The sequence below is a fragment of the Pseudoduganella sp. GW821-FHT12E03 genome (assembly GCF_058807115.1).
Genome location: NZ_JBXAQJ010000002.1, coordinates 77,517 through 88,520 on the forward strand (window position 1 = coordinate 77,517; position 11,004 = coordinate 88,520).

10 protein-coding genes are annotated in these 11,004 nt (G+C 65.2%); 8 read left to right on the forward strand and 2 right to left on the reverse strand.

Features of this window, described 5'->3' with window-relative positions; translation table 11 throughout:
- Nucleotides 1-13: 13 nt before the first annotated feature.
- On the forward strand, nucleotides 14-1,396 hold the full coding sequence (locus tag AC1RRC_RS04175; RefSeq protein ID WP_493054002.1) for an MFS transporter: 1,383 nt from the start codon (nucleotides 14-16) through the stop codon (nucleotides 1,394-1,396).
- A 64-nt stretch (nucleotides 1,397-1,460) separates the two neighbouring features.
- Here AC1RRC_RS04175 and AC1RRC_RS04180 read toward each other — a convergent pair whose 3' ends face one another.
- Nucleotides 1,461-2,474, reverse strand: a complete 1,014-nt coding sequence (locus tag AC1RRC_RS04180) for an AraC family transcriptional regulator (RefSeq protein ID WP_493054003.1) — start codon at nucleotides 2,472-2,474, stop codon at nucleotides 1,461-1,463.
- A 201-nt stretch (nucleotides 2,475-2,675) separates the two neighbouring features.
- On the opposite strand from AC1RRC_RS04180, the gene AC1RRC_RS04185 reads away from it, so the two are divergent.
- From AC1RRC_RS04185 to AC1RRC_RS04215, 7 genes are read left to right on the forward strand one after another with little or no spacing between them, the layout of a single operon-like run.
- On the forward strand, nucleotides 2,676-4,181 hold the full coding sequence (locus tag AC1RRC_RS04185; protein WP_493054004.1) for a CoA-acylating methylmalonate-semialdehyde dehydrogenase: 1,506 nt from the start codon (nucleotides 2,676-2,678) through the stop codon (nucleotides 4,179-4,181).
- Between the two features lie 9 nt (nucleotides 4,182-4,190).
- A complete protein-coding gene (locus AC1RRC_RS04190) occupies nucleotides 4,191-5,351 on the forward strand; it encodes an acyl-CoA dehydrogenase family protein (protein ID WP_493054692.1) in 1,161 nt (386 codons plus the stop codon).
- Nucleotides 5,348-6,139 carry an enoyl-CoA hydratase gene (locus AC1RRC_RS04195; protein WP_493054005.1) on the forward strand — a complete coding sequence of 264 codons (792 nt, stop codon included), beginning with the start codon at nucleotides 5,348-5,350 and terminating at the stop codon, nucleotides 6,137-6,139. Before AC1RRC_RS04190 ends, AC1RRC_RS04195 begins: the two co-directional genes overlap by 4 nt.
- Nucleotides 6,139-7,293 carry an enoyl-CoA hydratase/isomerase family protein gene (locus AC1RRC_RS04200; protein ID WP_493054006.1) on the forward strand — a complete coding sequence of 385 codons (1,155 nt, stop codon included), beginning with the start codon at nucleotides 6,139-6,141 and terminating at the stop codon, nucleotides 7,291-7,293. Before AC1RRC_RS04195 ends, AC1RRC_RS04200 begins: the two co-directional genes overlap by 1 nt.
- Nucleotides 7,294-7,305: 12 nt before the next feature.
- Nucleotides 7,306-8,205: a 3-hydroxyisobutyrate dehydrogenase gene (gene mmsB, locus AC1RRC_RS04205; RefSeq protein ID WP_493054007.1), complete on the forward strand. Its 900-nt coding sequence runs from the start codon at nucleotides 7,306-7,308 to the stop codon at nucleotides 8,203-8,205.
- Complete coding sequence (locus AC1RRC_RS04210; protein WP_493054008.1) at nucleotides 8,202-8,951, forward strand: electron transfer flavoprotein subunit beta/FixA family protein; 750 nt, start codon at nucleotides 8,202-8,204, stop codon at nucleotides 8,949-8,951. The genes mmsB and AC1RRC_RS04210 overlap by 4 nt, the downstream gene beginning before the upstream one ends.
- Before the next feature lie 10 nt (nucleotides 8,952-8,961).
- Nucleotides 8,962-9,918, forward strand: coding sequence for an electron transfer flavoprotein subunit alpha/FixB family protein (locus AC1RRC_RS04215; protein WP_493054009.1), 957 nt, complete (start codon nucleotides 8,962-8,964; stop codon nucleotides 9,916-9,918).
- 21 nt (nucleotides 9,919-9,939) lie between these two features.
- Here AC1RRC_RS04215 and AC1RRC_RS04220 read toward each other — a convergent pair whose 3' ends face one another.
- Nucleotides 9,940-10,953: a bestrophin family protein gene (locus AC1RRC_RS04220; protein ID WP_493054010.1), complete on the reverse strand. Its 1,014-nt coding sequence runs from the start codon at nucleotides 10,951-10,953 to the stop codon at nucleotides 9,940-9,942.
- Between the last annotated feature and the right edge of the window lie 51 nt (nucleotides 10,954-11,004).

Consider the following 11,004-nt stretch of genomic DNA (forward strand, 5'->3'; position numbering starts at 1 on the left):
AAAGGAGACAGCAGTGAAGAAAATCAACGTGAGCGAACTGGCCGGACAGGCGCGGTTCGGCGCCTTCCACCGCAAGCTATTGGTCTGGTGCGGCCTGGTGATCATTTTCGACGGCTATGACCTGGCGGTGGCCGGCATTGCGCTGCCATCGATCATGGCCACCATGGGCGTCAACGCGGCCAGCGCCGGTTTCATGGTCAGTTCGGCCCTGTTTGGCATGATGATCGGCGCGATCGGGTTCGGCACCGCCGCCGACCGCATAGGCCGGCCCAAGGCCATCGCAATTTCGATGGCGCTGTTCAGCGTATTTACGCTGGCCACCGGCTTTACCAGCGATCCCGTCACCTTCAGCGCGGTGCGCTTCCTGGCGGGGCTGGGCATCGGCGGCGTGCTGCCCAACCTGGTGGCGGAAATGGCGGAATTTTCGCCGGCCCGCATCCGCACCACGCTGACCACGTTCATGTTCAGCGGCTACGCGGTGGGCGGCATGCTGGCCGCCGTCACCGGCAAAAGCCTGCTCGACGCCTATGGCTGGCAATCGGTTTTCCTGGTGGCCGGCATGCCGGTCGTACTGGTGCCGTTCGTGCTGAAATCGCTGCCGGAATCGATGCCTTACCTGATCCGCAACCAGCGCATACCGGAACTCAAGCGCATCCTGGCGGCCATGGACCCGTCGTACCAGCCGCAGGTGGGCGACACGTTCGTGACGTCTTCCGGCACGGCGCGGTGCGATGGCGTGAAAGCCCTGTTTGCGCAGGGACGCGGTTTCAGCACGGTGATGCTGTGGATGGTGTTTTTCATGTGCCTGTTCATGGTCTACGCGCTCAGCGCATGGCTGGCCAAACTGATGGCGTCCGCCGGCTACAGCCTGGGTTCGGCGCTGAACTTTGTGCTGGCGCTCAATTTCGGCGCGGTGGTGGGCGCGATCGGCGGCGGCTGGCTGGCCGACCGCATGAACATCAAGCACGTCTTGATGGCGTTCTTCCTGGTGGCGGCGGCATCGATCGGCATGCTGGGCTATGACACGCCGCTGGCGGTGCGCTTCCTGCTGGTGGGCATCGCCGGCGCCACCACCATCGGCACCCAGTTGCTGGCGTACGCCTATGTCAGCCAGTTTTATCCGCTGACGGCCGGCGGCACGGGCCTGGGCTGGGCGTCGGGCGTGGGACGCACCGGCGCCATCATCGCCCCGATCGTGATCGGCACGATTGTCGGCATGCGGCTGGAATTGCAGCACAACTTCTTTGCCATCGCCGTGCCGGGATTGCTGGCGTTTATCGCCATGGGCCTGGTCGATCACCGTTTCCATGCATCGGCCGCGGTGGCCGGCGCATCCACTGCGCCGGAACCGCTGTTCGAGCCCGAACCGGTGCAGGCCGCGGGAGGCCGCCGATGAATGACCTCGTCAAACCGCATGGCCAGGTGCGCGGCGCCTGTAAGCAGTAAGCGGGGAAAAGGCGTCAGCCCTGGCTGGCGCCTTGCAGCCGGTATTGCCCGGGATTGGCGCCAGTCCATTTCTTGAACGCCCGGTGGAAGGCGCTCGGTTCCGCAAAGCCCAGCATGACGGCGATGTCGGCCACGCTGTGCGTGTGGTGGCACAGCAAATCCACCGCCATGTCGCGCCGCAACTGGTCCTTGATCAGCTGGAAGGTCTGGCCTTCATCATCGAGGCGCCGGCGCAAGGTGGCCGGCGTCATTTTCAGCTGTGCGGCCACGTCGTCGAAACCCGCCCATTCGCCCGCGCTGGACGCGCGCAAGCGGCGCCGGATCTGCGCCGCCAGGCCATCGGTGTTCTTGTACTTGATGACGATATTGCCGGGCGCCTTGCGCACAAAGGCGCGTGCTTCCTGCTGGTCGCGGATCACCGGCAAGTCCAGCGCGGCGCGGGAAAAATGCAGCGCCGTGGCATCTTGCCCGAAGTGCAAATTCTCTGAATACATGCGCTGGTATTCCGCGCTGTGCGGCGCTTCCGCATAGCAGAAAGCTGCCGACAGCAGCGGGATGCGGCGGCCCACCAGCCAGCACGCCAGGCCGTGCTGCAGCATCAGCAAGGTTTCGAAACCAAACACGCGCGGCGCGCCGTGCCGGCCTGCGGGACGTATCGTCAGCATGGCCTCGTTGCCGCTGGTTTCCAGCGCGCAATGGAAATCATCGAGCAACAGGTTAAAGAAGCGGGCCATGCGTTTCAGCGCATCGCCCAGGGTCGGGCAATCCGTCAAAATCGTCGCCAGCATGGCGAAACTGCCCACCTTCATGCGGCGGCTGTCCTGCCCGAATAATTCATCGTCGAGCGCGGCCGCCACCGACAGCCACAGCTTGCTGAAGCTCTCCGGCGTCACGCGCCCATGCGGTGATTGCACCGTGGCCGGCGCAATGCCGGCATCGAGCAGCAGCGTATCGGCGGCGATGCCTTTTGCCCGCAGCGAGTCCAGCGCCGATTGCACGAAATAAACAGAGACACTGCCTTTTTCCATAAACGGGAATTTTTCTGTATTGAAGAAAGCCTTACGCCACAAGGCGCCGTTCAATCAGTATAAACAGATGCGGGCGATTCGGCAAAGCACTGGGACAGTGGCTTTTTTTCGCACTGAAATTGATTTTTTCCGGCATAGGCGCGGCGCCCCGGCGTGCGTATTCTGTTTTCAAGCACTCACACCACCCTACAAGGAGACACCATGAGCACATCCATTCCTACCGTCAAACTGCTGATCAATGGCGAATTCGTCGAGTCGTCCACCACCGAATGGCGCGACGTGATCAACCCTGCGACGCAGGAAGTGCTGGCGCGCGTGCCGCTGGCCACCACCACGGAAATCAATGCCGCCGTGGCCGCCGCCAAGGACGCCTTTAAAACCTGGCGCCGCACGCCGATCGGCGCGCGCGCCCGCATCTTCCTCAAGTACCAGCAACTGATCCGCGACAACATGAAGGAACTGGCCGCGCTGTTGACGGCGGAGCAGGGCAAGACCCTGGCGGACGCCGAGGGTGACATCTTCCGGGGCCTGGAAGTGGTGGAACACGCGGCCAATATCGGCACCCTGCAAATGGGCGAGATGGCCAACAACGTGGCGTCCGGCGTCGACACCTACACCTTGCAGCAAGCCATCGGCGTGTGCGCCGGCATCACCCCGTTCAACTTCCCCGCCATGATCCCGCTGTGGATGTTCCCGATGGCGATCGCCTGCGGCAATACCTTCGTGCTGAAGCCGTCCGAGCAGGACCCGGTGGTGACCATGCGCCTGGTGGAGCTGGCGCTGCAGGCCGGCATTCCCGCCGGTGTGCTGAACGTGATCCACGGCGGCGAAACCGCCGTCAATGCGATTTGCGACCACCCGGACATCAAGGCCGTGTCGTTTGTCGGCTCCACCCGCGTCGGTACCCACGTGTACCAGCGCGCCACCCTGGCGGGCAAGCGCGTGCAGTGCATGATGGGCGCGAAAAACCACGCCATTGTGCTGCCCGATGCGAACAAGGACCAGGCTATCAACAACATCCTGGGCGCGGCGTTCGGCGCGGCCGGGCAGCGCTGCATGGCCTTGCCGGTGGTGGTGCTGGTGGGCGAAGCGAACAGCTGGATCCCGGAACTGGTGGCCAAGGCGCGCGCCATGAAGATCAGCGGCGGCACCGAGCCGGGCACCGACATCGGCCCGCTGATTTCCTGCGCCGCGAAATCCCGCGTGGAACGCCTGATCGGCCAGGGTATCGAGCAGGGCGCCAGGCTGGAACTCGATGGCCGCCAGCCGGACGTGCCGGGCTACAGCGGCGGCAACTTCGTGGGCCCGACGATTTTCTCCGGCGTGAAGCCCGGCATGGACATCTACGACGAAGAAATCTTTGGCCCGGTGCTGGCGCTGGTGCCGGCCGCCACCCTGGACGAGGCGCTGGCCTTCATCAACAGCAACCCGAATGGCAACGGCACCGCCATCTTCACGCAATCCGGCGCGGCCGCGCGCAAGTTCCAGGAAGAAGTGGAAGCCGGCCAGATCGGCATCAACGTGCCGATTCCTGTTCCTGTTCCCCTGTTCTCGTTCACCGGTTCGGGCGCATCGAAACTGGGCGACCTGGGGCCGTATGGCAAGCAGGTGATCCTGTTCTACACGCAAACCAAGACCGTCACGGCGCGCTGGTTCGAAGACGGCAGCGTGGCGGGCGGCGTCAACACCACGATCTCGCTGAAGTAGGGGGACATGATGGATTTCGAACTGACCGAAGTGCAGGGCGCATTCCAGCAAAGCGCCCGCGATTTCGCCGCGGGTGAAATGGCGCCGCACGCGGCGCGCTGGGACGCGGATTGCGAGTTTCCTTTGGCGACCATCCGCAAGGCCGGCGAACTGGGTTTTTGTGGCATGTACACGCCGCATGACATGGGGGGCCTGGGCCTGTCGCGGCTCGATGCGGCGCTGGTGTTCGAGGAACTCGCGGCCGCCTGCCCGTCGACCACGGCCTACATCACGATCCACAACATGGTCAGCTGGATGGTGGCGACCTGGGCCCAGCCCGAGGTGCGGGACCATTGGGCGCCGCTGCTGGCCAGCGGCGAGCAACTGGGCTCGTATTGCCTGACCGAGCCGGGCGCGGGATCGGACGCCGGGGCGCTGGCCATGCGCGCTGTGCTGAAGGACGGTTATTACCAGCTCGACGGCTGCAAGGCATTTATTTCCGGCGCCGGTTCCACCGATCTGCTGGTGGTGATGGCGCGCACCGGCGACGCGGGACCGAAAGGTATCAGCGCCTTTGCCGTGCCGGCCGATACACCCGGCATCAGCTATGGCCGCAAGGAAGTCAAGATGGGCTGGAACAGCCAGCCCACGCGGGTCGTGAGTTTTGACGGCGTGCGCATTCCCGCCAGCCACCTGCTGGGCAAGGAGGGAGAAGGCTTCCGCATTGCGATGCGGGGACTGGACGGGGGGCGCATCAATATCGCCACCTGTTCCGTTGGCGCGGCGCAGGCGGCGCTTGACGCGGCGCGCACTTACATGACGGAACGGCGCCAGTTCGGCAACCGGCTGTCGGCCTTCCAGCACCTGCAGTTCGAGCTGGCCGACATGCAGACCGAACTGGTGGCCGCGCGCCAGATGGTGCGCCTCGCGGCCGCCAAGCTCGATGCGAAGGCGCCCAATGCCAGCGTGTATTGCGCGATGGCGAAGCGGCTGGCGACCGATGTCGGCTTCAAGGTCTGCAACCAGGCGCTGCAAATCCATGGCGGCAACGGCTATATCCGCGAATATCCGCTCGAGCGCTACCTGCGCGATGTGCGCGTGCACCAGATCCTGGAAGGCACCAATGAAATCATGCGCGTCATCGTGGCGCGCCACTTACTCGAACAACCCAGTGCGGAGGAATTGCGATGAACACGACAAATACCTATACCAATTTGCAGGTCGAGATTACCGGCCATACGGCGATTGTCACGCTGGCCAACCCGCCGGCCCATACCTGGACTGCGCAGAGCCTGTCCGCCCTGACGCGGCTGGTGGCGGACTTGAACGTCAACCGTGAAATCTACAGCCTGGTGGTGACGGGGCAGGGCGAGAAATTCTTTTCCGCCGGGGCGGATTTAAAAGTGTTTTCCGACGGCGACAAGGCCGCGGCCCGCACCATGGCGCGCCGTTTCGGCGAAGCGTTTGAAGCGCTGTCGCGCTTCCGTGGCGTGTCGATCGCCGCCATCAATGGCTATGCCATGGGCGGCGGACTGGAATGCGCATTGGCGTGCGATCTGCGCATCGCGGAAAGCCATGCGCAAATGGCGCTGCCGGAAGCGGCGGTCGGCTTGCTGCCGTGCGCCGGGGGCACGCAAAACCTGGCGTGGCTGGTGGGCGAAGGCTGGGCCAAGCGCATGGTGCTGTGCGGCGAACGTGTCGATGCGGACACCGCGTTGCGTATAGGCCTGGTCGAGCAAGTGGTGCCGAAAGGCGAAGCGCTGGCCGCCGCGCTGGCGCTGGCGAAGTCGGTGGAAAAGCAAAGTCCGACCAGCGTGGCGGCCTGCAAGAAACTGATCCAGGGTGCGCGCCATGAAGCGCCGGCGCAATGGCTGCCGGTCGAGCGCGAATTGTTTGTCGACCTGTTTGACACCGAAGACCAGAAGGAAGGGGTGCAAGCCTTCCTGGAAAAACGCCCGGCGCAATGGAGGAATTGCTGATGGACGGTTCGAACGAATTGCCGGTCACCGCGTTGCCGGTGCTGGCGGAAACCCTGCCCACGGCCAATGGCCGCCTGATCGGCGTGCTGACCCTGAACGCGGAAAAGACATTGAATGCCGTGTCGCTGCCGATGATCGAACTGCTGGCCGGGCACCTTTCGGCCTGGGCCGAGGACGACAACATCGCCATGGTGCTGTTGCAGGGCGCGGGCCCCAAGGCGTTTTGCGCCGGCGGCGACTTGCACAACCTGTACCGCACCATGCACGCGCACCACGAATCGGCCGACAGCGGCAATGTGCTGGGTAATGAGTACGCCAACACGTTTTTCCGCTGCGAATACCGGCTCGATTACCAAATTCACACCTATCCGAAGCCGGTCCTGTGCTGGGGCCATGGCATCGTCATGGGCGGCGGCATTGGCCTGATGGCGGGCGCCAGCCACCGCGTGGCGACCGAGCGCACGCGCATGGCCATGCCGGAAGCGGGTATCGGCTTGTTCCCGGACGTCGGCGGCTCGTGGTTCCTGAGCCGCATGCCGGGCCACAGCGGGCGCTTCCTGGCGCTGACCGGCGCATCGATCGAGGCGGCCGATGCCCGTTACGTCGGGCTGGCCGATTACGTACTGCCCCATGCCGCCAAGGACGATGTGCTGGAAGCGCTGCTGGTCCAGCCGTGGAGTGCGAACCACGAAGCCAACCACGCGCTGGTCGGCTATGTACTGCGCCGGGCCGAAGCGCGCGGCGGCGACCAGGGCTGGACCCAGGCCGGGCCGCTGCGCCAGCACCAGGACCTGGTGGATCACCTGTGCGGCCACGATACGGTGGAAGCGGTATTGTCTGCCCTGGCCGCGCTGGAAACCAACAACCCGTGGCTGGACAAGGCGGCCGCCGCGCCGTTGCGGGCGTCGCCCGGCGCCCTGCGGCTGGCGTGGCGCATGCTGGAAGCGGCCAGGCACCTGTCGCTGGCCGAAGTGTTCCGCCTGGAGTATGGCGTGGCGCTGCATTGCGCGGCGCAGGGCGATTTCGCGGAAGGCATCCGCGCGCTGCTGATCGACAAGGACATGGCGCCGCGCTGGCTGCCCGCCAGCAGCAGCGCCACCTTCCTCGACAGCCTGTGGGCAGCGGAACGCCATCCGCTGGCGGACCTTAAATAACCTGGAGACATCATGAGCAACACCAACATCGCATTTATTGGCCTGGGCAACATGGGTGGCCCAATGGCACTCAACCTGGTCAAGGCAGGCCACACACTGACCGTGTACGACCTGTCCCCGGCCGCACTGAAAACGCTGGGCGACGCCGGCGCCACCGTGGCCCAATCGGCACGCGCCGCCGCCGAAGGGGCGGACATCGTGATTTCCATGCTGCCGGCCAGCCGCCACGTGGAAAGCCTGTACCTCGGCACGGACGGTGTCATCGGCGTGCTGCGTCCCGGCGCCCTGGTGATCGATTGCAGCACCATCGCCGCGCAATCGGCCATCGCGGTGGCTGGGGCGGCCCAGGTGGCGGGATTGGACATGATCGATGCGCCGGTATCGGGCGGCACCGGCGGCGCGCAGGCCGGCACGTTGACCTTCATGGTCGGCGGCCCGGCCGACGTGCTGGAACGGGCGCGCGGCGTGCTGCTGGCCATGGGCCGCAATATCTTCCATGCGGGCGGTCATGGCGCGGGCCAGACCGCCAAGGTGTGCAACAACATGCTGCTGGGGATCCTGATGGCCGGCACCGCCGAAGCGTTGGCGCTGGGCATGGCCAACGGCCTCGATCCGCGTGTGCTCTCCGACATCATGGTCAAGAGTTCCGGCCGCAACTGGGTGCTGGAGCTGTACAACCCGGTGCCTGGCGTGATGGACAACGTGCCGGCTTCGCGCGGCTACAGCGGCGGCTTCGGCGTGGACCTGATGCTGAAAGACCTGGGCCTGGCGGCGGAAGCGGCGATGGGCGCGAAGTCGCCGGCGCCGCTGGGGGAACTGGCGCGCAACCTGTATGCGCTGCACAGCACGCGGGGCGCGGGTGCGCTGGACTTTTCCAGCATCATCGGCTTGCTGCAAAAGGCGCCAGCATGAAGGTACTGGTGCCCGTAAAAAGAGTCGTCGACTTCAACGTCAAGGTGCGTGTCAAGGCCGACGGCAGCGGTGTCGACCTCGCCAACGTGAAAATGGCGATGAACCCGTTCGATGAAATCGCGCTGGAAGAAGCGACCCGCCTGAAGGAAGCCGGCAAGGTCACGGAAATCGTCGCGCTGTCGTGCGGCGTGGCGCTGTGCCAGGAAACCCTGCGCACCGGCATGGCGATCGGCGCCGACCGGGGCATCCTGGTGGAAACCAGTGTGGCGCTGGAACCGCTGGCGGTGGCCAAGCTGCTGAAAGCCGTGGCGGACCGGGAGCAGCCGCAATTGATCATCCTGGGCAAGCAGGCGATCGACGACGACGCCAACCAGACCGGCCAGATGCTGGCCAGCCTGCTGGGCTGGCCGCAAGCCACGTTTGCATCGAAGGTGGTGCTGGACGAGGGTACTGCCGTGGTCACGCGGGAAATCGATGGCGGGCTGGAAACCCTGTCGCTGTCGCTGCCGGCCGTCATCACCACCGATTTGCGCCTGAACGAGCCGCGCTATGTGACCTTGCCGAACATTATGAAGGCCAAGAAAAAGCCGCTGGACACGGTGACGCCGGAAGCGCTCGGTGTCGATGTCACGCCGCGCCTGAAAACGCTGAAAGTCGCGGAGCCCGCGAAGCGCTCAAGCGGCATCAAGGTGCCGGATGTGGCGACCTTGCTGGCCAAACTGCGCACTGAAGCCAAAGTCATTTGAAGGAGTCAACATGGTTGCATTAGTCATTGCGGAACACGACAACACCAGCCTGAAATCGAGCACCCTGCACGTGGCCACGGCGGCGGCGCAGTGCGGCGGCGCGGTCCACGTGCTGGTGGCGGGTGCTGCTGTATCGGGCGTTGCGGCGCAGGCCGCGCGGATCCCGGGTGTGGCGAAGGTATTGCTGGCCGACGCGCCGCACTTTGCGGACGGCCTGGCGGAAAACGTGGCGGAACAGGTGCTGGCGCTGGCCACCGCTCACACCTACACCCACATCCTGGCCCCGGCCACCGCGTATGGCAAAAACATCTTGCCGCGCGTGGCGGCGCGGCTGGATGTGGCGCAAATTTCAGAAATCACGAAAGTGCTGGACGGCGCGACGTTCGAGCGGCCGGTTTATGCGGGCAACGCGATCGCCACCGTGCAGTCGGCCGACCCGGTCAAGGTCATCACCGTGCGCACCACGGGGTTTGACGCGGCGCCGGCCGATGGCGGCAGCGCGGCGGTCGAACCGGTGGCCGTGGTGAAGGGCCTGGGTTTGTCCGCCTTTGTCCGCCGCGAACTGGCGAAGTCGGACCGGCCGGAATTGACGGCGGCGAAAGTCATCGTGTCCGGCGGACGCGGCATGGGTTCCGGCGAAGCGTTCGGCTTGCTGGAACCGCTGGCCGACAAGCTGGGCGCGGCGCTGGGCGCATCGCGTGCGGCGGTGGATGCCGGCTATGTGCCGAATGACTGGCAAGTGGGGCAGACCGGCAAGATCGTCGCGCCGCAGTTGTATATCGCGGTGGGGATTTCCGGCGCGATCCAGCATTTGGCGGGCATGAAGGATTCGAAAACCATTGTCGCCATCAACAAGGACCCGGACGCGCCGATCTTCGCGGTGGCTGATTATGGCATTGTCGGGGATTTGTTTGAGGTGGTGCCTGAGCTGGCCGCAGGTTTGCAGGACGCGCTGCCCCGCGCGTAGCCGCCCTGGCCGCGCGCCGCGTCACAGGATGATAGCGCTCCGCGCCGGCGCAGCGTCGGCCGGCGGCGCTTCCTCCCCCAGCAGTTCGCGCAGATCGCCTTCGATCTGACGGCACATGTGTGTGATCGGCACGTCGTTGGCGCCGCCCTCGAAGGGATTCTCGGTGCTTTCGCCCACCTGGTCGAGCGAAACGTACATCCACGCCACCAATACACTGAACGGAATTGCCAGCCAGGCCATGTGGCCGGCCAGCGCGCCGCCCACCACATCGTTGAGTTTGTCGAATTCCCTGACCACCCCCAGCGGCAGCAGGGTGGCGAAGATCCACACGAAGATGGTGTGGATGATGGCGTACTGGCGAGGGTAGGGGAAGTTTTTGATGCGCTCCGCGCGGCTGTGCAGGTCGATCATGTCCTTCAGCGTCTTCTGCATCTCGGTGTGATGCAGCACCGGGATCGCCTGGCTGGCAAACAGCTCCTTGATGGCGCGGCTCTGCATGCCGATCAGCGTCAGCGCGGGCTGGCGGGAGTGCGCCAGCCTCGCCGCGTCTTCGGCAGGCAGGTAGCCGCCCAGCACCGATTCCAGAGGCACGTCGTGCTCGGGAACCGTATAGCAGTTGGTGCGGTATTCGAAGTTGTAGCGATTGGCCGCCGTTTCCCACACGCGGGCGGTGCGCAGCTGGTAGCGCAGGCATGCCAGCCACGCCAGATGCTGCTGCACCAGCTCCCGCGCCGCCTGCGGCATGCCGGTGAAATCGCGGCAAATCACGCCCCAGTAGCGGCTGATGCCGGCGATGCTGCTCCACACCTGCTGCGCTTCCAGTGTCCGGTTGTAGGTCTGGACGTTCTTGAAGCCCACAATGAACGAGGCCGCCGTGCCCAGCAGCGCCGCCACCGCCCACGGCATGGCCAGCCAGCGCCATTCCAGCAACTCGTAGGCCGCCACCTGGGCGGTGGACAGCGCCAGCAGGATATAGGCCTTGCGCCGCGTCCAGCGCAGGAATTCGGCCAGGCTATAGGATCGTCCGATGTGCATGATGTGCTCCGTGGGCGTGGGATGAATACAGTATCGCACGCGGGGGGCGCC

Coding starts and splice junctions, on each gene's coding strand:
- AC1RRC_RS04180 (WP_493054003.1), bottom strand. CDS start 2,474: ATGGAAAAAGGCAGTGTCTCTGTTTATTTCGTGCAATCGGCGCTGGAC.
- mmsB (WP_493054007.1), top strand. CDS start 7,306: ATGAGCAACACCAACATCGCATTTATTGGCCTGGGCAACATGGGTGGC.
- AC1RRC_RS04210 (WP_493054008.1), top strand. CDS start 8,202: ATGAAGGTACTGGTGCCCGTAAAAAGAGTCGTCGACTTCAACGTCAAG.
- AC1RRC_RS04220 (WP_493054010.1), bottom strand. CDS start 10,953: ATGCACATCGGACGATCCTATAGCCTGGCCGAATTCCTGCGCTGGACG.
- AC1RRC_RS04185 (WP_493054004.1), top strand. CDS start 2,676: ATGAGCACATCCATTCCTACCGTCAAACTGCTGATCAATGGCGAATTC.
- AC1RRC_RS04200 (WP_493054006.1), top strand. CDS start 6,139: ATGGACGGTTCGAACGAATTGCCGGTCACCGCGTTGCCGGTGCTGGCG.
- AC1RRC_RS04195 (WP_493054005.1), top strand. CDS start 5,348: ATGAACACGACAAATACCTATACCAATTTGCAGGTCGAGATTACCGGC.
- AC1RRC_RS04190 (WP_493054692.1), top strand. CDS start 4,191: ATGGATTTCGAACTGACCGAAGTGCAGGGCGCATTCCAGCAAAGCGCC.
- AC1RRC_RS04215 (WP_493054009.1), top strand. CDS start 8,962: ATGGTTGCATTAGTCATTGCGGAACACGACAACACCAGCCTGAAATCG.